The 21,062-nt window shown below is 68.8% G+C and carries 20 protein-coding genes; 8 read left to right on the plus strand and 12 right to left on the minus strand.

All coding sequences use genetic code 11. The features are described from left to right. Positions 1-54: 54 nt before the first annotated feature. On the plus strand, positions 55-708 hold the full coding sequence (locus MKD38_RS08830) for a LysE family translocator (protein ID WP_252675918.1): 654 nt from the start codon (positions 55-57) through the stop codon (positions 706-708). A gap of 27 nt (positions 709-735) precedes the next feature. Here the strand turns inward: MKD38_RS08830 and MKD38_RS08835 are convergent, their stop codons facing one another. From MKD38_RS08835 to MKD38_RS08865, 7 genes are all read right to left on the minus strand, one after another. After that, the gene (locus MKD38_RS08835; protein ID WP_252675920.1) at positions 736-1,380 is read right to left on the minus strand and encodes a glutathione S-transferase family protein; all 645 of its coding nucleotides are present in this window, start codon (positions 1,378-1,380) and stop codon (positions 736-738) included. Positions 1,381-1,428: 48 nt separating this feature from the next. Next, complete coding sequence (locus tag MKD38_RS08840) at positions 1,429-2,613, minus strand: aminotransferase-like domain-containing protein (protein WP_252675923.1); 1,185 nt, start codon at positions 2,611-2,613, stop codon at positions 1,429-1,431. Positions 2,614-2,688: 75 nt separating this feature from the next. Continuing rightward, positions 2,689-3,156, minus strand: coding sequence for a RidA family protein (locus MKD38_RS08845; protein ID WP_252675925.1), 468 nt, complete (start codon positions 3,154-3,156; stop codon positions 2,689-2,691). 11 nt (positions 3,157-3,167) lie between these two features. Beyond that, complete coding sequence (locus MKD38_RS08850) at positions 3,168-4,085, minus strand: DMT family transporter (RefSeq protein WP_252675986.1); 918 nt, start codon at positions 4,083-4,085, stop codon at positions 3,168-3,170. Between the two features lie 120 nt (positions 4,086-4,205). Beyond that, positions 4,206-4,868, minus strand: a complete 663-nt coding sequence (locus MKD38_RS08855; protein WP_252675927.1) for a LysE family translocator — start codon at positions 4,866-4,868, stop codon at positions 4,206-4,208. After that, positions 4,865-5,578, minus strand: coding sequence for an alanyl-tRNA editing protein (locus MKD38_RS08860; protein ID WP_252675930.1), 714 nt, complete (start codon positions 5,576-5,578; stop codon positions 4,865-4,867). The genes MKD38_RS08855 and MKD38_RS08860 overlap by 4 nt, the downstream gene beginning before the upstream one ends. A gap of 32 nt (positions 5,579-5,610) precedes the next feature. Then, complete coding sequence (locus MKD38_RS08865) at positions 5,611-6,288, minus strand: VOC family protein (protein WP_252675931.1); 678 nt, start codon at positions 6,286-6,288, stop codon at positions 5,611-5,613. Positions 6,289-6,372: 84 nt separating this feature from the next. On the opposite strand from MKD38_RS08865, the gene MKD38_RS08870 reads away from it, so the two are divergent. The 6 genes from MKD38_RS08870 (at position 6,373) to MKD38_RS08895 (ending at position 13,143) form a co-directional block, all read left to right on the plus strand. Then, positions 6,373-7,947 (plus strand): aminotransferase-like domain-containing protein, encoded by a 1,575-nt coding sequence (locus MKD38_RS08870; RefSeq protein ID WP_252675933.1) that lies wholly within the window; start codon positions 6,373-6,375, stop codon positions 7,945-7,947. A 118-nt stretch (positions 7,948-8,065) separates the two neighbouring features. Continuing rightward, positions 8,066-9,967: a molecular chaperone HtpG gene (htpG, locus tag MKD38_RS08875; protein ID WP_252675935.1), complete on the plus strand. Its 1,902-nt coding sequence runs from the start codon at positions 8,066-8,068 to the stop codon at positions 9,965-9,967. Positions 9,968-10,055: 88 nt separating this feature from the next. Further along, positions 10,056-10,559: a DNA-deoxyinosine glycosylase gene (locus MKD38_RS08880; RefSeq protein ID WP_252675937.1), complete on the plus strand. Its 504-nt coding sequence runs from the start codon at positions 10,056-10,058 to the stop codon at positions 10,557-10,559. A 231-nt stretch (positions 10,560-10,790) separates the two neighbouring features. Continuing rightward, entirely contained in the window at positions 10,791-11,228 is a 438-nt protein-coding gene (locus tag MKD38_RS08885) for a universal stress protein (RefSeq protein WP_111521449.1), read from the plus strand. A 222-nt stretch (positions 11,229-11,450) separates the two neighbouring features. Then, complete coding sequence (locus MKD38_RS08890) at positions 11,451-12,203, plus strand: hypothetical protein (protein ID WP_252675938.1); 753 nt, start codon at positions 11,451-11,453, stop codon at positions 12,201-12,203. A gap of 67 nt (positions 12,204-12,270) precedes the next feature. Continuing rightward, positions 12,271-13,143 carry a class I SAM-dependent methyltransferase gene (locus MKD38_RS08895; RefSeq protein ID WP_252675940.1) on the plus strand — a complete coding sequence of 291 codons (873 nt, stop codon included), beginning with the start codon at positions 12,271-12,273 and terminating at the stop codon, positions 13,141-13,143. Between the two features lie 55 nt (positions 13,144-13,198). Here the strand turns inward: MKD38_RS08895 and MKD38_RS08900 are convergent, their stop codons facing one another. Then, positions 13,199-14,839 carry an ABC transporter substrate-binding protein gene (locus tag MKD38_RS08900; RefSeq protein ID WP_252675942.1) on the minus strand — a complete coding sequence of 547 codons (1,641 nt, stop codon included), beginning with the start codon at positions 14,837-14,839 and terminating at the stop codon, positions 13,199-13,201. Positions 14,840-14,957: 118 nt separating this feature from the next. Between MKD38_RS08900 and trmB the strand changes: the two genes are divergently transcribed. After that, positions 14,958-15,644 (plus strand): tRNA (guanine(46)-N(7))-methyltransferase TrmB, encoded by a 687-nt coding sequence (gene trmB, locus MKD38_RS08905; protein ID WP_252675988.1) that lies wholly within the window; start codon positions 14,958-14,960, stop codon positions 15,642-15,644. Positions 15,645-15,706: 62 nt separating this feature from the next. On the opposite strand, the gene MKD38_RS08910 is transcribed toward trmB, so the two are convergent. From MKD38_RS08910 to MKD38_RS08925, 4 genes are all read right to left on the minus strand, one after another. After that, complete coding sequence (locus MKD38_RS08910) at positions 15,707-16,909, minus strand: DUF2863 family protein (protein ID WP_252675944.1); 1,203 nt, start codon at positions 16,907-16,909, stop codon at positions 15,707-15,709. Positions 16,910-17,018: 109 nt separating this feature from the next. Continuing rightward, the gene (locus tag MKD38_RS08915) at positions 17,019-17,174 is read right to left on the minus strand and encodes a hypothetical protein (RefSeq protein ID WP_165835099.1); all 156 of its coding nucleotides are present in this window, start codon (positions 17,172-17,174) and stop codon (positions 17,019-17,021) included. A gap of 215 nt (positions 17,175-17,389) precedes the next feature. Beyond that, positions 17,390-20,095 (minus strand): aconitate hydratase AcnA, encoded by a 2,706-nt coding sequence (acnA, locus tag MKD38_RS08920; RefSeq protein WP_252675946.1) that lies wholly within the window; start codon positions 20,093-20,095, stop codon positions 17,390-17,392. Between the two features lie 214 nt (positions 20,096-20,309). Continuing rightward, entirely contained in the window at positions 20,310-20,870 is a 561-nt protein-coding gene (locus tag MKD38_RS08925; RefSeq protein ID WP_252675948.1) for a hypothetical protein, read from the minus strand. Between the last annotated feature and the right edge of the window lie 192 nt (positions 20,871-21,062).

Consider the following 21,062-nt stretch of genomic DNA (forward strand, 5'->3'; position numbering starts at 1 on the left):
GGGCAGCGCGCCAGCATACCCGCCGGCGCCATCCCACTTCGAGGCGAGGTTCCCATGACTGAATTCCTTCCGCCGTGGCCGTTGCTGATGGCCTTCGTGGTGGCCAGCCTGGCGCTGGCGATCACGCCGGGCCCGGCCGTGGTCTATATCGTCACGCGCACGCTGGCGCAGGGGCGGCAGGCCGGGCTGGCCTCGATCGGCGCGGTGGCGCTGGGCAACCTGGGCAATGCCATCGGTGCCTCGTTGGGACTGGCGGTGCTGTTCTCGGTGTCGGCGCTGGCGTTCACGGTGGTCAAGTACGCGGGGGCGGCCTACCTGATCTGGCTTGGTATTCGCGCGCTGCGCGGTGGCGGCACCAGCGGCGCTGACGGCGCCCCGGAAGTGTCGCCGCGCAGCCTGCGCCAGGTGGTGCGCGATGGCTTCGTGGTGGCGCTGCTCAACCCCAAGACCGCGATCTTCTTCGCGGCCTTCCTGCCGCAGTTCATGAACCCCGCGGGCTCGGCGCTGGCGCAGAGCCTGGCGCTGGGCGTGGCCTTCGTGCTGATCGCCGCGACCACGGATGCCTGCTACGTGATGGCCGCCGCCGCAGTGATGCCGGCGCTGCGCCGTGCCGGCCGGGCGCGCGCGCTGGGCCGCTACCTGACCGGCATGGCCTTTATCGGGTTGGGAGTATTCACGGCGGCGTCGGGCTCGCGCGCGCCGAAGTAGCAGGGCGGGTGAAAAAACTGCCGCGGCTCAGCGCAGCGGCAGTTCCAGGATGCCGCCCGCGGCGGGGCGGCCGCGCATGGCGTTGAGCCAGCGCTCCAGCTCGGGGCGCGGCTGGTGCTGGCGCGGCAGCCCCATCCATCGGTGCGCGGCGCAGGCCAGCGAGATGTCGGCCATGGTGAAGCGGTCGCCGCCGATGAATTCGCGCCCGGCCAGCGCCCGGTCCAGCAGCGCGGCCAGCGGCTCGGTGCGCTCGCACGAGGCCTCGATGGCGGCCGGATCGCGCTCGGCTTCGGGCTTGCGCACCAGGTTCAGGAACGCCGTCACCATCGCCGGGCTGAAGGCGGTGGTCTGCCAGTCCATCCAGCGGTCGGCCGAGGCGCGCGCCTTCACGTCCTCGGGCCACAGCGTGCCTTCGCCGTAGCGTGCGCACAGATAGCGCACGATCGCATTGGACTCCCACAGCACGAAGGGCTCGCCGCCCACGTCGGTGCCGCGGAAATCCTCGATCACGGGGATCTGGCGGTTCGGGTTCAGGCGCACGTAGGCCTCGGTGTCGAGGTCGCCCTTGGTCACGCCGATATCGACGCGCTCATGGTCCAGGTGCAGCTCGCGCGCGCACCAGACCACCTTCTGCACGTTGATGGAGGAAAGCCGGCCCCAGATACGCAACATGTCGTCTCCCAAGTCAGGTGCGCCCGTTTCGCCCGTTTACCCGTGGCTTCAGGCCGCACGCGGCTGGCGCGCCGCGGCGATGGCTTCGCGGAACAGCTCGCCGAGGATCGCCACGCCCTGCTCGATGCGCTCCGCCGGCACCGTGACGAAGGCCAGGCGCAGCGCGTTGCGCTTCGGGTTGTTGGCGTAGAACGGCGCGCCCGGCACGTAGGCGACGTTGCGCTTCACCGCTTCTTCCAGGATCACCATGCTGTCCAGGCCTTCGGGCAACTCCATCCAGATGAACATGCCGCCTTCGGGCGCATTCCAGCTGACGCCTTCGGGCATGTGGCGCGCGAGCGCATCCAGCATGGTCTGGCACTGCTTGCCGTAGAGCTCGCGGATGGTCGGGATGTGGGTGTCGAGCAGGCCGTCGCGCACGGTCTCGTAGGCCACGCGCTGGGTGAAGGTGGGCGTGTGCAGGTCCGAGGCCTGCTTGGCCTGGCACAGCTTGAAATGCAGCTCGGGCGGGGCGATCACGTAGCCCAGGCGCATGCCGGGGGCCAGGATCTTCGAGAAAGAGCCCATGTAGATCACGCCGTCGGGGTTCATCGACAGCAGGCTCGGCAGCTGGTCGCCGGTGTAGCTGAGCGCGCCGTACGGATCGTCCTCGACCACCAGCACGCCCTGTTCCTGCGCGCGCGCCACCAGCGCCTGGCGGCGTTCCAGCGGCAGGCGGCGCCCGGTCGGGTTCTGGAAGTTGGGCAGGGCGTACAGGAAGCGCGCGCCGGCGGTCAGCTCGGGCGTCAGCGCCTCGGGCAGCAGGCCCTTGTCGTCGCTGGGGATCGAGACGAATTCCGGCTCGAACAGCGAGAACGCCTGCAGCGCGCCGAGGTAACTGGGGGTTTCCACCATCACCTTGCTGCCCGGGTCGATCATCACCTTGGCGATCAGGTCCAGCGCCTGCTGCGAGCCGGTAGTGATCAGTACGCGCTCGACCGACACGTCATGGCGCCGCGCGACGAACTCGCGCAGCGGCAGGTAGCCTTCGGTGGCGGCGTATTGCAGCGCCGCCTGCGGGTTGTCGGCGAACACGCGGGCCGTCGCGGCTTCCATCGCCGCTACCGGGAACGAGGCCGGCGACGGCAGGCCGCCGGCGAACGAAATGACTTCCGGACGCTCGGTGACCTTAAGGATTTCGCGGATGGCCGAGCTGGTGAGTTGCTGCGCCCGGCGGGAAATGGCCCATTTCATGATGTGTCTCTAGTCTGCGGTGATTCTTGGGAGAGCGGCACGGCAACGGCCTGCCGCTCAGTCAACGATAAAGCTTCAGCCCTGCACTTCGGCGATCAGTTCGATCTCGACGCATGCGCCCAGCGGCACCTGCGCCACGCCGAACGCGCTGCGCGCGTGCTTGCCCTTGTCGCCGAAGACTTCGGCCAGCAGTTCGGAAGCGCCGTTGGTGACCAGGTGCTGCTCGGTGAAGTCGGTGGTCGAATTGACCAGGCTCATCACCTTGACGATGCGGGTGACGCGGTTCAGGTCGCCGACATGCGCGTGCAGCGTCGCCAGCAGATCGACGGCGACGGCGCGGGCGGCGGCCTTGCCGGTTTCGGTGTCGATGTCCTGGCCCAGCTTGCCGGTCCATACCTTGCCGTCCTTGCGCGCGATATGGCCGGACAGGAACACGGTGTTGCCGGTCTGCGCGGCCATCACGTAGGCGGCGGCGGGGGCGCTGACGGCCGGCAGTTCGATGCCGAGGCGGGCAAGGGTATCGTAGACCGAGGTTTGGGACATGTAGGCTCCAGTCAGTGAATGCGTCCGGGAAGGATCGGTGAGGGTTCCTGGGGAGGTGCGGATTGCTGCACGGCGGCGCGGCGGCCAAGGGCCACGACGGCAATCACCGCCACCGCGAAGGCGATGGTGGCAGCGTCGAGCGGCTCGGACAGGATCAGCGCGCCGCCCGCCAGCGTCAGGAACGGCTGCAGCAATTGTATCTGGCCGACGCGGGCCACGCCGCCTTTTGCCAGACCGGCGTACCAGAAAAGAAAGCCGACGAACATCGAGAACACCGAAACATAGGCCATGCCGCCCCAGGCCCGCGGCGACGCCGCGGCGATCGCCGGCAGGTCGCGCAGCGTCAGCCAGGCCACCGCCGGCACCAGCACCGGCAGCGATACCACCAGCGCCCAGCTGATGGTTTCGAGTCCGCCCAGCTCGCGCGACAGCTTGCCGCCTTCGGCATAGCCCAGCGCGCCCAGCAGCACCGCGCCGAACAGGAACCAGTCGGCATGCTGCAGGCCGCCGGCCCCCTGCCATACGGCAAAGCCGACCACCAGCGCGCTGCCGGCCAGCGCCGACAGCCAGAATGCCGCCGACGGCCGCTCGCGCCCGAACCACGCGGCGAACACCGCGGTCGCGAGCGGCAGCAGCCCGATCACGATGGCGCCGTGGCTGGCCGGCACCTCGCGCATGGCCAGCGAAGAAAACAGCGGAAAGCCCGCCACCACGCCCAGCGCGGTCACGGCCAGCCGCGCCCATTGCCCGCCGCGCGGGCGCCGGCCCGCGCGCAGCGCGCCGCGCCAGGCCAGCAGCGCCAGCGCCAGCAGCGCGGCCAGCACGGCCCGCGCCAGCGCGACGAAGATCGGGTTCAGTTCGGCCACCGCCATGCGCGTGAACGGCAGGGTCTGGCTGAAGATCGCCACGCCGATCAGGCCCAGCAGCATGCCGCCGGAGGCCGGCACGGCAGGAGCCGGAGGTGTCGTCGATGACAAGGGCGGTGGCGGAGCGGGGCGGCTGGCGGGCATGGTTGGCCTCTGTGTTGTCAGGGGATGTCGATCGTGGGGTCAGGTTGTCGCGGGAATGCCGGGGCGGGCCCCGACCGCAATCCACAGCGCCGTCAGCGCCAGCGCCGCGCCCATGGCGCGGTTGAACCAGCGCACGCGCTGGCCGTGCTGCAGCCACTGCCGCAGCGACGCGCCCACCGCGCCATAGACGCCGTTGCTGACGAAACCCAGCACGCCGAACACGCCGCACACCAGCAGCACGCGCTGCACCGGCGACGCCGCGCCCGCCATGTACGACGCCGCCACCGCCAGCGCCAGCATCCACGCCTTGATATTGGCGTACTGCAGCGCCGCCGACTGCCACACGCTGAGCGGGCGCAGCACCTGTTTTTCGGCCAGCGCGGTGCTGCGCGCGATCTTCCACGCCAGCCACAGCAGGTAGGCGACGCCGGCCGCGTGCACCGCGGCGGCCAGCGCGGGCTGGCCCAGCACCAGCGCGCCCACGCCCAGCGCGCACAGTGCCAGGATGCTGGCAAAGCCGAAGGCGACGCCGACGCAGTGCGGCAGCGTGGCGCGCAGGCCGAAGTTGGCGCCGGTCACCGCGGCGATGGTGGTGTTGGGTCCCGGCGTGAACAGGCCCACCGTCAGCAGCGTCAGCAGCGCCGCGAACTGCGCCGCGCTCAGCCCGGTGAGCAGCTCCGTGAGCAGTGCGGAAGCGGTCATGCGAACGCCACCGCCACGCGCCGGTTGGTGCGGCTTTTCTTTTCGATCTTCGTCACCACCACCGCGCCGATCTCGCCGGTGTTGGCCACGTGCGTGCCGCCGCACGGCTGGCGGTCGACGCCGGGGATCTCGATGATGCGGATGCTGGCCGTGCCCGCCGGCGGCGCGGCGCCGATGGTGCGCACCAGGTCGGGCTGGGCGGCCAGTTCCTGCGGCGTGATCAGGGTGGTGCGCACCGCGGTGTTGGCGCGGATCAGCGCGTTCAGGCGCTCGCTCAGGTCGGCCTTGTCGAGCGTGGATTCGGGCAGGTCGAAGTCGATGCGTGCGGTGTCCGGCGAGATGCCGCAGCCGGTCACCGGCACCGGGATCAGCGAGCCCAGCAGGTGCAGGCAGGTGTGCAGCCGCATCAGCCGGTGGCGGCGGTCCCAGTCGATCGCCACGGTGACGCGCTCGCCCACACGCGGCAGCGGCGCCTCGGCGGCCGGCACATGCAGGATGCGGCGGCGGTCGTCGGCGTAGACCGTATCGACGATGGCCACGGTGCGCCCGTCGGCCAGCGTCAGCGTGGCGGTGTCGCCGGCCTGGCCGCCGCTGCGCGCATAGCACACGGTCTCGTCGAGCTCGATGCCCTCGGCGCTGGCAGCCACCACGGTGGCGGCGCAGTGGTCGAGGTACGGGTCGTCGTCGAAACGCTTGCGGGTAGCGGACATCGGGGGCTCCTTGGGGCTTGGTGTGGGGACGGCTAGCGCAGGGTGCGGATGCCCTGCGCGGTTTCGATCTCGGCAAACAGTCCGGGCGGGCCGTCGTCCTGCTCCACCACGAGCAGGTGGTCCGCGCCCAGCCAGGCCAGCCCCTGGCGCAGCAGTTCGGCGCGCGGGTGGCGCGCGCACAGCCGGCGCAGTGCCAGGTCCTGCCGCGGCAGGCTGGCGCCGGGGGCGGGGGTCACGTCCCACTGGATCAGGCTGGGCAGCGCGCCGTCGCCGGCGCTGCCGGCTTCGCCGGGCCAGGCCGGCAGGCTGCCGTCGGCGGGGACGGTGATGCGCCAGTGCAGGCTGCCGCGGCGCATGGGGATGACGGGGGCGATGCGTTCGGGATACTGCGCCTGCCAGCGGCTCAGGTCGGCGGGCCGGTCCACGCGCGCGGCCCAGTGCAGCAGGAACGGGCCATCGCGCAGGCGCTGCTGGACCGCTTCGGTGTCCAGGCCGAACCAGCGCGGCCGTGCCGGCGCGGCGGCGGCCGGATCGATCGCGATCACTTCCAGGTAGATGCCGCCGAACAGGCCCAGCACGCGGTTGTGCGTGCCCATGGCCGCATGCGCGCCGCCGCCCTGGGGCGCAACGCCCAGCACGCCGGCAACGTAGTCCGTGCCGGCGTCGAGGTCTGGCGCGGCAACAACGAGGTGATCGAGGGCTAGCTTCATCTTGGCTTGATGGTAGACAAGGTACTCGGTACAGTACCGGTACAGTTGCACGGATCGTCTTCAGTACAGTTGCAGGAGCAGCACATGGATGCCCACACCAGCAAGGGCGACGCCGGCGGCGACAGCGCCGCCGTGGCCCGCCAGAAGGATAGCCGAGGCGGCGCGCCGGCCGCTGGTGGTGCCACTGCCGGCGCCCCTGCCAGCCCGGCACCCGCGCGCGCGCTGCAGCTGGTGCTGCCGTCCACCGCGCGCTTGCCGGACCCGGTGCCGTCGGCGCAGATGACGCTGGTCGAGCAACTGACCGAATGGGCGCGCATGCGCATCGACGAGCGCGTGTTCCGCGCCGGCATGCGCATGCCGTCGATCCGGCAGCTGGCGCAGGAGAAGGGCATCTCGCGCTTTACCGTGGTCGAGGCCTACGAGCGGCTGGTGGCGCTGGGCTACCTGGAATCGCGCCGGGGCTCGGGCTTCTACGTGCGCGAGCGGGCTCCGGCCGCGCCGGCGGCGCCGGTCTCGCGCGACGCGGCGGCGGCGCGCAAGATCGACGTGACCTGGCTGCTGCGCAGCATGTTCCATACCGCCGAGGCGCACAAGGCGCCGGGGCTGGGCTTCCTGCCCAATGACTGGCTCGACGGCGAGCTGATCGCCAGCGCGCTGCGCGGGCTCGGCCGCCAGCCCGGCAACCACTTCCTCGCCAGCGGCACGCCGCAGGGCTTCCTGCCGCTGCGCCAGCAGCTGCGCACCCGGCTGGAAGAGCTGGAGATCCGTGCCGGCGCCGAGCAGATCGTGCTGACCTCGGGCATCACCCAGGCGCTCGACCTGATCGCCCGGCTCTACCTGCAGCCCGGCGACACCGTGCTGGTGGGCGACCCGGCGTGGTTCGTGATGTTCGGCCGCTTTGCCGCGCAGGGCGCGCAGGTGATCGGCGTGCCCTACACCGGCGAAGGGCCGGACCTGGAGGCGCTGGAGCGCATCGTGCAGGCGCGCCGCCCCAGGCTGTTCGTGATCAACTCGGTGCTGCACAACCCGACCGGCACCTCGCTGTCGGCCGCCAAGGCCTTTCAATTGCTGCGCATGGCCGAGCAGTACGACTTCCTGATCGTCGAGGACGATATCTACTGCGACCTGTGCCCGCCCGGCCACGCCGCCACCCGGCTGGCCAGCCTGGACCAGCTGCGCCGGGTGATCTACCTGGGCAGCTTTTCCAAGACGCTGGCGGCCAACCTGCGCGTCGGCTTTGTCGCCGCGCATCCGGAGACGGCCGCGGCGCTGACCGACAGCAAGCTGCTGGCCGGGCTGGCCACGCCCGAAATCAACGAGCGGGTGCTGTACAAGGTTCTGACCGAAGGGCATTACCGCAAGCACGTCGAGCGCGTGCGCACCCGGCTGGACCGCGCCCGCGACGATACCCGGCGCGAGCTGGAGCGGCTGGGCCTGCGCCTGTTCCCCGGCCAGCATGCCGGCATGTACCTGTGGGCCGACACCGGCCGCGATTCCAATGCGATCACCACCGCCGGCCATGAAGAGGGCTACCTGTTCGCCCCCGGCAGCCTGTTTTCGCCGTCGCAGATGCCGTCCGGCTGGATGCGCTTCAACGTCGCCAGCAGCGGCGACCCCGACATGCTGCGCTTCCTGGCGCGGCAGCTCGAGCGGCTGTAGCCGGAGTGCCCGGCGCGCCCCCGGGTCTTGAAAATGGCCCGGGCGTCCCTATTTTTGCCGGCACGGCCCTCGTGGCCACCCAACCCATCCCGATTCGCCTGTTTTCAAGAGGAGAACCATGACCGCACCGCACGAGACGATGAGCTTCCAGGCGGAAGTGAAGCAGCTGCTGCACCTGATGATCCACTCGCTGTACAGCAACAAGGAAATTTTCCTGCGCGAGCTGGTCTCGAATGCTTCGGACGCCACTGACAAGCTGCGCTTCGAGGCGATCGCGAATCCGTCCCTGCTCGAGAACGACGCCGACCTGGCCATCCGCATCGAGGCCGATGCGCAGGCGCGCACGCTGAAGATCACCGACAACGGCATCGGCATGAGCCGCGACGAGGCCATCCGCAACCTCGGCACCATCGCCCGCTCGGGCACCAGGGAGTTCTTCCAGCAGCTGTCCGGCGATCAGCAGAAGGACGCCGCGCTGATCGGCCAGTTCGGCGTGGGCTTCTATTCGGCCTTCATCGTCGCCGACAAGGTCACCGTGGAAACGCGCCGCGCCGGCCTGGGCGCCGAAGAGGCGGTGCGCTGGGAAAGCACCGGCGACGGCGAGTTCACCGTCGACGCGATCGCGCGCGCCGAGCGCGGCACCACCATCACGCTGCACCTGCGCGAGGGCGAGGACGACTTCCTGTCGGCGTGGCGCTTGAAGAGCATCATCCAGAAGTACTCGGACCATATCTCGCTGCCGATCCGCATGCCCAAGGAAGTGTGGGATGCGGAAGCCAGCAGCTACAAGCGCACCGACGAGTGGGAGAGCGTCAACCAGGCCAGCGCGCTGTGGACCCGCGCCAAGTCCGACATCACCGACGAGCAGTACACCGCCTTCTACCAGCACATCGCGCACGACAACGAGGCCCCGCTGGCGTGGACCCACAACCGCGTCGAGGGCCGCAGCGAATACACCCAGCTGCTGTACATCCCCGCGCGCGCGCCGTTCGACCTGTGGGACCGCAACCACAAGGCCGGGCTCAAGCTGTACGTCAAGCGCGTCTTCATCATGGACGACGCCGACCAACTGCTGCCGGGTTACCTGCGCTGGGTCAAGGGCGTGGTCGATTCCGCCGACCTGCCGCTGAACGTGTCGCGCGAGCTGCTGCAGGAGAGCCGCGACGTCAAGGCGATCCGCGAGGGCTGCACCAAGCGCGTGCTGTCGATGCTGGAAGCGCTGGCCGACAGCGAGGACGAAGCCGAGCGCGCCAAGTACGACACCTTCTGGCAGCAGTTCGGCCAGGCGCTGAAGGAAGGCGCCGGCGAGGACCAGGCCAACCAGGAACGCGTGGCAAAGCTGCTGCGCTTCGCCTCGACCCATAACGACACCGCCGAGCAGAACGTGTCGCTGGCGGCCTATGTCGGCCGCATGAAGGAAGCGCAGGACAAGATCTACTACGTGACGGCCGACACCTGGTCCGCCGCGAAGAACAGCCCGCATCTGGAAGTGTTCCGCAAGAAGGGCATCGAGGTGCTGCTGCTGACCGACCGTGTCGACGAGTGGATGCTGTCGTTCCTGCGCGAGTTCGACGGCAAGGAACTGGTGTCGGTGGCGCGCGGCGACCTCGACCTGGGCAAGCTCGCCGACGAGGCCGAAAAGGCCGAGCAGGAGAAGGCCGAAGCCGACTGGAAGGACGTGGTCGAGCGCGCCAAGGCCGTGCTCGCCGGCAAGGCCAAGGACGTGCGCGTGACGCTGCGCCTGACCGAGTCGGCATCGTGCCTGGTCTCGGACGAGGGCGACATGAGCGGCTACCTGCAGCGCCTGCTCAAGCAGGCCGGCCAGAAGGCGCCGGACGCCCAGCCGATCCTGGAACTGAACCCGGAACATGCGCTGGTGAAGAAGCTGCGTGACTTGCCGGAAGGGGATGCCTTCAGCGACCGCCTGCAGGTGCTGTTCGACCAGGCGCTGCTGGCCGAGGGCGGCATGCTGGAAGATCCCGCAGCCTACGTGCAGCGCGTGAACAAGCTGCTGGCCTGAGCGAACGCGATGGGGGTTGCCCCTCTCCCATAAGTAAATGGGAGAGGGGAGTCCACAATCGCAGATTTGCTCGGCCTGCGTTCTTGCCATGCCCGACACCTCTCCGCCTCAACCCGACCGCCACCAGGGCCTGCCACCCGTCATCGACACCCATACCCGCGTGCTGGTGCTGGGCAGCTTTCCTGGTGCCGCGTCACTGGCCGCGCGCCAGTATTACGCCCATCCGCGCAACCAGTTCTGGCCGCTGCTGGGCGTGCTGACCGGCGAGCCGCTGGCGGAACTGCCCTATGCCGAACGGCTGGTGCGGCTGCTGGCGCATCGCATCGGCGTGTGGGACGTGCTGGGCGCGTGCCAGCGCGAAGGCAGCCTGGACAGCAATATCCGCTACCCGCAGGCCAACGATTTCACGCGCCTGCGCGCGCTGGCGCCGGCGCTGCGGCGCATCGGCTTCAATGGCGGCACCTCCGGCCGCTTTGCGCCGCAGTTTGCCGCGCAGGGCTACGAGACCGTGGTGCTGCCATCGTCCAGCCCGGCGCACGCCGCGCGCAGCTTCGAGCAGAAGCTGGCGCTGTGGCGCAGCCTGCTGGACTGAGGGCTTGCCGCCGGCATCGGGCGTATGGAATCGGCCTGCCCGGAAGTGACGCGTTCCGGATTGTCGTGGGCCATCGCGCACCTATACTGGAATCGGGCCGGCCCATGATTCCAGACCGGGAGTATCGGCCGCTCCTTGTGCGCCTTGCGGGCTCGCACTTTCTGACGCATGGCGCGAATGCATCGGAAGTGAGTTGCCTGAGCCGGCAAATATGCAGGCAAGGAGGCAATCATGTTCAAGCATCTCCTGCTGGCGGTCGATGGCTCCGACCTGTCTGAATCGGCGTTCCGCAAGGCGCTCGCGCTGGCGCGGGACATGGGGGCGCGTACCACCGCGGTGCGGGTCTGTCCGAACTACCACGTGCTGACCTACCAGGTCGAGATGCTGGAGGACACGCGCGAAACCTACGTCAAGGAAGCCGCGGCGGGCGCCACGCAGTACCTGCGCGAGCGCGCCGAGGAAGCCAGCGCGGCGGGCGTGCCGTGCGACACCGCCTACGCCGTCAACGACCATCCCTATGAAGCCATCATCAAGACCGCCGAGGACAAGGGCTGCGACCTGATCGTGATGGCATCGCACGGGCGGCGTGGGATCCAGGGCATGCTGATCGGCAGCGAGACGCTGAAGGTGCTGACGCACAGCAAGATCCCGGTGCTGGTCTATCGCTAGCACGGCGACGCGCGGCAACCAGCAGGCCCCGGGGCACCGGTTGCGACACCGGCGCTGCCGGGGCCGCTTTTTTGCCGCCGTCAGGCGCTTCTGGCATCCTGAGGGCCTGTCCGCGGCCTTGTCTGCAGCCCTGTCCGGCGCCTGCGCCGGCTCGCCGCCGCGCCTTTCTGTCACAATGCCGGCGGCTGGCGCGCCCGCCATGGTTTCAAAGGTGATCTCCCTATGCGTATCTTCGGCATCAGCATCCATATCATCGTTGCACTGTTCTTTGCCGTGCACGCGGTGCGCACGCACCAGAACATGTACTGGCTGCTGATCCTGTTCCTGTTCCCTGGCCTCGGCAGCGTGGTCTATTTCTTTGCGATCTACCTGCCCGAGCTGCGCCAGTCGCGCGGCGCGCGGGCGGCGACGCGCGCCATCACGCAGCTGGTCGATCCCAACCGCGCCGTGCGCGAGGCCCGTTCGGATTTCGATCGGGCCCCGACGGTGGCGCACCGCATGCGCCTGGGCGCGGCGCTGCTCGCCGCCGGCGAGCCGGCCGAGGCGCTGCAGCACTACCAGGCGGCTGCCAACGGCCCGTTCGCGACCGATCCCGCGCTGCTGCAGGGCCTGGCGCAGGCGCAGTTCGCCACCAGCGATGCGCCCGGCGCGCTGGCCACGCTGGAGAAACTGTTCGCGGCCCAGCCGCATGCGCGCCAGCAGCCGGAGCCGGCCCTGCTGTACGCGCAAGCCCTGGCCGCCACCGGCGCGGCCGGCACGCGCGCCGCCTTCGAGCAGGCGCTGACCAGCGCCAGCGACGCCGCGCCGCGCTGCCTGTTCGCCGACTGGCTGGCGGCCCAGCCCGACCCGGCCGACCGCGAGCGCGCGCAGCAGCTCTATGCCGATATCATCCACGACGCCCGCCACTGGCCGCGCCACGCACGCGACCACAACCGCGCCTGGCTCCAGCGCGCGCAGGCGGCGCTGGGCAAGTAAATCCGCGTTCGTTCCCAATCGCCCCCATCGCCCCCGGGCGCGGGCGGGGAACGCCTTTCTCGACGACATGACCCTACTGAAACGCAAATCGATTGAAGCCGTGGCCTCGCGCCGTCCGGCACGCGGCACCCGCACCCGCGGCGAGGCGCCGGCCCGCGAAGAAAAACGCATGACGCCGCGCTTCGCGCCGGTGACGTTCTCGGAAATGGAAGGCGTGCGCTACCTGCACTTCGGCACCGAGTGGGTGCAGGGCGCGATGCGGCTGCGCAAGCCGGACGCGATCGAGCTGGAATACGCGCAGCAGATGATGGCCTGGCTGCTGTTCCTGTCGCCGTCGGTCGATGAGTTCCACGTGGTGCAGCTGGGCCTTGGCGCCGCGGCGCTGACCAAGTTCTGCCATCGCCAGTTCAACCGCGCGCGCGTGACCGCGGTGGAGCTGAATCCCGCCGTGATCATCGCCGGGCGCAGCATGTTCGGCCTGCGCGAGGACGACGCGCGCCTGACCGTGCGCGAGCAGGACGCCTGGGACTACGTGATGGACGGCGCCCACGCCGGCGCCATCGACGTGCTGCAGGTCGACCTGTACGACGCCACCGCGCGCGGCCCGGTGCTGGACACCACCGCGTTCTACCGTGCCTGCCGCCGCACGCTGAAGGCGCCCGGCGTGATGACGATCAACCTGTTCGGCGACCACGACAGCTTCCCGAAGAACATCGAACGCATCTGCGATGCCTTCGACAACCGCGTGCTGGTGTTTCCGGAAGTGCATGACGGCAACATCATCGCGCTGGCCTTCAACGGGCCGGAAATCGATGTGTCGTGGGCGGTGCTGGACGCGCGCGCCGACGTGGTCGAGGACACCACCGGCTTGCCGGCGCGGGACTGGGTCAAGAAGCTGCGCGCGGCGAATGCGCGGCAGGAAGAGCGGTTGAGGATTTGAGCGCCTCTCTCCCGCAAGCGGGAGAGAGGAGAAAACCCTCGGCGCGCGGACGTCTTCACTCCTTGTGAAAGAACTGCGCCAGCGACCACTCGTCGGTGCGCGTCTCGTACTTCAGCCCCTTCTTCATCGCCCACATCGCCAGCTGGCTGTGCGACGGAATGATCGCGTGGTCGGCCAGCGCGAATTTTGCCGCGGCGCGGGCATTTTCCTCGCGCGCCTTGTCGCTGCTGACCGTGGTCAGCGACTTCTCGATCAGCTGGTCCAGTTGCGGGTTGCTGTACTTGCCCCAGTTCCAGGTGCCGTAGCCGGTCTTCGGGTTGGGCGTGCCGGTGATCGAGCGCAGCGCCACGTCGGCCGCGGCCGAGCCCCAGCCCAGCATCTGGAAGGCGAACTCGCCCTGGCGCGCGCGCGTGAAGTAGGCCGCCACCGGCATGGTTTCCACCTTGGTCTGGATGCCGATGCGGGTCAGCATGCTGGCGGTGGCCTGCGCCACCGCGGCGTCGTTCAGGTAGCGGTTGTTGGTGGCGTGCAGCGTCAGGCCGAACCCGTCGGGGTAGCCGGCCGCGGCCAGCAGTTTCTTCGCGCCTTCCGGGTCGTAGGCTTCGGGTTTGGTGCCGGGATGGCCGAAGATCTGCGGCGACACGATCGACGACGCCGGCACCGCCAGCCCTTCCATGATGCGGCTGACGATGGCGTCGCGGTTCAGCGCCTTGCTGACCGCGGCGCGCACGCGCGCGTCCTTGAACGGGTTTTTTCCCAGCGGCTTGCCGGCCTTGTCGGTGACGAAGGGCGGGTTGTCGCGCGACTGGTCCATCTGCCAGAACACGGTGCGCCACGACACCTGCTGCTCGACCCTGAACTTCGGATTCTGTTTGAGCTTGGCGACGTCGGCCGACGGCACGCTCTCGATCACGTCGACATCGCCCGCCAGCAGCGCGGCGCTGCGCGCGCCGTTGTCGGTGATGATGCGGAATACCGCGCGGTCCCATTCGGGCTTGGGGCCCCAGTAGTCGGGGTTGCGCGCCATCACGATTTCCTGGCCGCGCGCAAAGCGCACGAACCTGAACGGACCGGTGCCGATCATGGCCTTGCCTGAATCGAAATCGTTCTGCGTCAGCGTGGCCGCAACCTTTTTCGGCATGATCGGCACGCTGTTCAGGTCGTTGGCCAGGTTGGCGTAGTTGGGCACGCTCATGGTCAGGCGCACCGTCAGCGGGTCGGGCGTGTCGATGCGCGCGATCGGCTTGGTGTAGCTGGTGAACGAGCCCGGGCTGTTGACCAGCTTCTCCGGGCGCTCCAGCGAGGCCTTCACGTCTTCGCTGGTAAAGGGCGAGCCGTCGTGCCACTTCACGTTGGGACGCAGCTTGATCTCCCAGGTGATGGCGTTGACCGGCTTCCACGACAGCGCCAGGCCGGGGATGTAGCGGGCGTTCTTGTCCATGAACACCAGCGACTCGAACACATGCAGGGCGATGGCGTTGTTGGGGCCGGCATTGTTCCAGTGCGGATCCATCGACGTGACGTCGGCGGCCAGGCCGATGCGCAGGTCTTCGGCATGCGCGGCGCCGGCCGGCAGCAGGCTGAAGGCGGCGCCGCCGAAGACGAGCGCCGCGGCGGCGCGGAGTACCGCGCGGCGCGCAGGGGTGGCACGTCGGCGCGGCGGATGTTGCGGCGGCAGGGCGTGAGTCATGGTCATCGGGCAGGCTCCTCGTACGGGTCCGCACCGGCGCGGACGGGTTCTCAGACGGGTTTGTCCCGCATTGTGCCGCTAAAGTGGCATGGATGCAGCCTTGCCGGCAGGGCTGCCCGGTAAAATGGCGTCCATGTTCGCCAATTCCCGCACCATCGTCTCGGCGCAGTCCGATGTCCATGAACACCTGGCCGCGCGCGTCGCGCGCCACTTGGCCGAGCCGTTCCGCAAGCCCATCGGGGAGCCCAGCCGGCGCGAGCTGGCCGCGGCGTTGCAGCGCTGGCAGCAGGCCGGCGGCGCGCCGCTGATCCTCGATGCCGGCTGCGGCGTGGGCGAAAGCACGCTGCGCCTGGCGACGCAGTTCCCCGACCATTTCGTCATCGGCGTCGACCAGTCCGAAAAGCGCCTCGCCGCCGGCAAGGACTGGTGGGGCGAAGCGGCGATGCCGGCCAATTTCTGCTGGGCCCGCGCCGACCTGGTCGATGTCTGGCGCCTGCTGCAGGCGGATGCGGTGCCGGTGGCGCGCCACTACGTGCTGTACCCTAACCCGTGGCCGAAGATCGGCCACCTGGGGCGACGCTGGCAGGGGCACGCGGTGTTTCCGGCGCTGGCGGCATGTGGTGATTATCTCGAGTGCCGCAGCAACTGGCGCATCTATATCGACGAGTTCGCGCAGGCGCTGGAACTGGTGGGACGGCCGGCGCGGATCGAGGCCTGGGCGCCGGCGCAGCCGATGACGCCGTTCGAGCGCAAGTACGCGGCCTCCGGCCATGGCTTGTGGCGCTGCGTCAGCGAGCGGCAGCCCGGCTGAACGCCCAATGAAAAACGGCCCGCAGTGCGGGCCGTTTCGCTGTCTGGCGCGGCCGGCGCGCCTCAGTGGAACAGCGGTTGCTGCGTGGGCGCGTCCTCGGGCAGTTCGGCGTGCACGATCTCGCCGTTGCGGTCGGCGTACAGCGGCGTGCCGCAGTCTTCGCAGTATTCCGGATCGAACAGCGCGGCGTGGCGGAAGATATCCTCGACGCCGGCATTGCGCAGTTCCTCGCAGATCTGCTCGAGCGGATTGCCTTTTTCATCGGCATCGACCTCGCCGGCCTCGCGGCCGTAGACCGGCCAGACGATGCCGTAGATCACATCCTTTTCGCCGCGCATGGTGAAGCCGACGCGGTATTCCTCGACCACTTCCTCGCCGAAGGCGGCCACCACCGCGGCCAGCTGCCCAGCGGAGATGTCCAGCGTGCCGCACAGGTAGTTGACCGCGGCGCGCACGGTGAGCGGGCGGATGCTCTTGTCGGATTCGCGGCAGGACAGGAAGAACGCATCCGGCAGCAGCAGCTCGAACTCGCAGCCCGGCAGCAACAGCGCCACCGAGGGCTGCACCTGGGTGCGCCATTGTTCCAGGCAGGTCGAGCGCTCGGCGTGGTGGTCCTTGGCATCTTCCTGCCAGCGGAACAGCGCCTGTTCGCGCGGCGCCACCACCACCGCCAGCAGGTAGCGCGGATCGGCCAGGATCGGCGCGGTCTCGGGCAGGTCGCGCAGGTCGACCTTGGGCACCACGCCGGCCAGTGCCGCCGCGGCCAGCTTGTGCGTCAGCGCGAAGGTGTCGCTGTGCGTGCGCGGCAGCTGGTCGATGCTGTACAGATAGGGCGACAGTGCGACCTTGGTCGCGTTGGCGAGCACGTGTGCCTGCAGGTGCACCGCCAGCGTCTGCGCCAGTTCCGGCTTGAGCGCGCCGGACGGGATCGCATAGCGGGTGTGCGCCAGGATCGGCGCGGCGATCAGCAGCGCGTCATAGTGCTGGCCGTCGACCTCGATCGAAGCGGATTCGGCCAGGGTCTCGGCCTGCTCGGCGAGCACGTCGGAGGCGTCGGCATTGTGCTTGAACAGGTGCTCCAGCGCCGCGTCGAGCGCGGTCTGGCTACCGTTCTTCAGCAGGCGGCCAAGGCGCTGCGAAAGCCGCCGCTCCCAGTATCCGTCCTCCATGCGGCTGCCCGATGCGTCGAGGGCGAGCGCATCGGCCACCAGACGCTCGGCGTCGGGAGAGAGTCGCGGGGAAGCCTTGGGGCGAAAACCTGCCATAGAAAGAAACCGTCCGTTTTTTGCGTAAAACGGTATTCTACTTCGTTGCGTTGACAGGGAGACCGCTATATGCGTGCGGCCGGTGTCGACGCTGCTGCCTGCGAGCCGATTATTTTTCGGCCGGGGCGGACGCCGCGGGGGCTGCGGGTGCGTGGCTCTCGACGCTGTGCGACTCGCCGGAAATGGAAACGTCGCTGCCGCCCTTGGTCAGCAGGTAGAGGGCCGCGCCGGCGACCACGATGAATGCGATAAGGATCTTGACCATGGTGTCTCCTGGTTCTGGGTGATGCCGGGGTCCGGCTTGCGGTCGTTCCGCCGCGTTCTTGTGCGACACAGTTTGACAGCCATGGCTTGCGTCAAACTTACACGCGTCGGGCCGGGCCGCAGGTGATGCCGGGGTCGCAAGTGCCAATGAAAAAACGCCGCTCGCCCCGCCCTGGAAAAGGGCACGGCAGGCGGCGTCGATGGCGCGGATGGCGCTCAGGCGGCCAGCAGCTGGCGCAGCACGAACGGCAGGATGCCGCCGTGGTTGTAGTAGTCGACCTCGATCGGCGTATCGATGCGCAGCAGCACCGGCACGCGCTGGACGTCGCCGTTGGCGCGCTTGATCACCAGCACCACGTCCTGCTGTGGCTTCAGGTCGCCCTCGATCCCCTCGATGTCGAAGGTCTCGTTGCCGGTGACACCCAGCGTCTGGGCGCTGTCGGCGCCCTTGAACTGCAGCGGCAGCACGCCCATGCCGACCAGGTTGGAGCGGTGGATGCGCTCGAAGCTGCGCGCAATCACGGCCTTCACGCCCAGCAACTGGGTGCCCTTGGCGGCCCAGTCGCGCGACGAGCCGGTGCCGTACTCTTCGCCGCCGAACACCACCGTGGGCGTGCCCTCGGCGACATACTTCATCGCCGCGTCATAGATCGACATCTGCTCGCCGGTGGGCTGGTGGATGGTGATGCCGCCTTCCACGCGCGCGCCGTCCGCCGTCGGCGGGATCATCAGGTTCTTGATGCGCACGTTGGCGAAGGTGCCGCGCATCATCACCTCATGGTTGCCGCGGCGCGAGCCATAGCTGTTGAAGTCGGCCTTGAGCACGCCGTGCGACAGCAGGTACTTGCCCGCCGGCGAGGTGTCCTTGATCGAACCGGCCGGGGAGATGTGGTCGGTCGTTACCGAATCGCCGAAGATGCCCAGCGCGCGCGCGCCGCGCACGCTGGCCGAGGCCGCCGACGGCTCCATGCTGAAGTCCTGGAAGAACGGCGGCTCGGCGATATAGGTGGAGCGGGGCCAGTCGTAGACCTGGCCCTTGGTGCCCTGGATCGCGCCCCACAGCTTGCTCGGCTTCTTGACCTGCTCGTAGTTGCCCTTGAAGGTCTTGGCGTCCATCGCGTACTTCATCAGTGCGTGGATCTCGTCCGAGCTTGGCCAGATGTCGCCCAGCCAGATGTCGCGGCCGTCCTTGCCCTTGCCGACCGGCTCGGTCATCAGGTCGCGCGTGACATTGCCGGCGATGGCATAGGCCACCACCAGCGGCGGCGACGCCAGGAAGTTGGCGCGAATGTTCGGGTGGATGCGGGCCTCGAAATTGCGGTTGCCCGACAGCACCGCGGCGGCGACCAGGTCGTTGCTGGTGATGGCCTCGTTCAGTTCCGGCGTCAGGTCGCCGGCATTGCCGATGCAGGTGGTGCAGCCGTAGGCGGTCACGCCGAAGCCCAGCTTTTCCAGGTACGGCAGCAGTCCCGCGGCCTTCAGGTATTCGGTGACCACGCGGCTGCCCGGCGCCAGCGAGGTCTTGATGTGCGGCGCCACGCTCAGGCCCGCTTCCACCGCCTTCTTGGCCAGCAGGCCGGCGCCCAGCAGCACGCTGGGATTGGAGGTGTTGGTGCACGAGGTGATGGCGGCGATCAGCACGTCGCCGTTGCGCACTTCGATGCCGTCGGCGGTGCTGTAGCTGCGGCCCAGCTCGGCGGCGTCCTTGTTGAAGCCGTTTTCGGCCACCGGCTTGCTGAACAGCGAGGCAAAGGTGCTCTTGACGTTGCCGATCTCGATGCGGTCCTGCGGGCGCTTCGGCCCCGCCAGCGACGGCGCCACCGTGGTCAGGTCCAGCGTCACCACCTTGCTGTAGTCGATCTCGCCGGCTGCCGGGATGCCGAACATGTTCTGCGCGCGGAAATAGCCCTCGAACGCGGCGATTTCCTCGTCGGTGCGGCCGGTGCCGCGGAAGTATTCGATAGTCTTCTCGTCCACGGGGAAGAAGCCCATGGTGGCGCCGTATTCGGGCGCCATGTTGCCGATGGTGGCGCGGTCGGGCAGGGCCAGGCTGGCGGTGCCTTCGCCGAAGAACTCGACGAACTTGCCCACCACCTTTTCCTTGCGCAGCATCTCGGTGATGGTCAGCACCAGGTCGGTGGCGGTGACGCCTTCGCGCAACCGGCCCTTGAGTTCAACGCCGACCACGTCCGGCGTCAGGAAGTACACCGGCTGGCCCAGCATGCCGGCCTCGGCCTCGATGCCGCCGACGCCCCAGCCGACCACGCCGATGCCGTTGATCATGGTGGTGTGCGAATCGGTGCCGACCAGCGTGTCAGGGTAGTAAACGCCGTCCTTCCGGTGCACGCCGCGCGCCAGGTATTCCAGGTTGACCTGGTGCACGATGCCGAAGCCCGGCTGCACCACGCCGAAGGTGTCGAAGGCCTGCATGCCCCACTTCATGAACTGGTAGCGCTCGTTGTTGCGCTGGAATTCCAGTTGCATGTTCAGGTCGAGCGCCTTTTTCTCGCGGAAGTGGTCGACCTGCACCGAGTGGTCGACCACCAGGTCCACCGGCACCAGCGGCTCGATCTGCTTGGGGTTCTTGCCCATCTTCTCGGCGACGTTGCGCATCGCCGCCAGGTCGGCCAGCAGCGGCACCCCGGTGAAGTCCTGCAAGACCACGCGCGCCACCACGAACGGGATCTCGTCGACGCGCTCGGCGTTGGGCTTCCAGCTGGCCAGCTGGCGGACGTGTTCCTCGGTGACCTTCTTGCCGTCGCAGTTGCGCAGCACCGATTCCAGCACCACGCGGATCGACACCGGCAGGCGGCCGAGGTCCAGGTCCAGCGCCTCGCCCAGCTGGGGCAGGGAGTAATACTGGCCCTTGCCGGAAGAGCCGATGCTGAATTCTTTTAGCGTGTTCTTGAGGTTGTGGGGCATTGCCGTACTCCGATCGAAGGATGATGCGATGGCATTGGCTCGGACCTGAATCGAGACCCCGGTGCGCTGCCACGGCGTTTGACCGCGGTCCGAGGCAGGCAGCGCACTGCAACTGCATACTCTAACCGGGGTGCGGCTTTGCCGCCACCCGGCACGGCAAGGAAAAAGGGCGCTGGCGGCCGCAAGGCAGCGGCCGCCAGCGCCCCGGTACGGCTTACTGCTTGGGCGCGGCGGTTTGCTGGGTGCTTCCCGGCTGAATCGTCTGGCCGTCCGGGGGGGTGACCAGCAGCGGGCTCGTGGCCGGCGCGCGCAGGCCGCCGGCCTGGGTCGGGGCCGCGGCGCCGGCCTGCATGGCGGCGCTCTGGCAGTCGTCGGCGAGGCGCTGGCCCAGGTTCTTGTTGAACAGCATGGCCTTGCTCGGGATCACCACCAGGTCCAGGCCGGTGCGGGCGTCGTAGTAGCGGTCGGCGCCGGTCACGGTGGCCTGGCGCGGCAGCTTGTAGTCGCGGCCTTGCCAGTGCACGGTCAGGATTTCGTCGCGCAGCATGTCGCCGGCGATATACAGGCTGTTGCCCAGTTCGCACTGCCACTTCTCGCCGCTCGGGGCCACCGCCGCAGCGGTGCCGGCCGCGGCCGCCGCGCCGGCGGCGGCCTTCTTCTTGGTCGACGACTTCTTCTTGGTGGTGGTCTTCTTGGCCGGTTCCTGCGCCATCACGGCGGTGGCGGTGGTCAGGCTGAAGGCGCCGATGCAGGCGGCAAGGACAAGATGTTTCATTTTGTGAGTGCCTTTCGGATACTGAAATCGAATTATGGTCATGTGCCGCCGGCAGGCGGGCGGCGCTGGGATCATTGCCGCCGCTATTCTCTACGATTTGGCCGGGGCGGCGTAGTGCTCTGGGCTTTGGTTACATAATCGGCGCCGCGGTTGGGTCGGCTTCACTTGGGCCGGCTTCACTTGCGCTTGCCA

Origin of the sequence: Cupriavidus sp. WGlv3 (assembly GCF_023952475.1) — a bacterium.
Classification (GTDB): domain Bacteria; phylum Pseudomonadota; class Gammaproteobacteria; order Burkholderiales; family Burkholderiaceae; genus Cupriavidus; species Cupriavidus phytorum.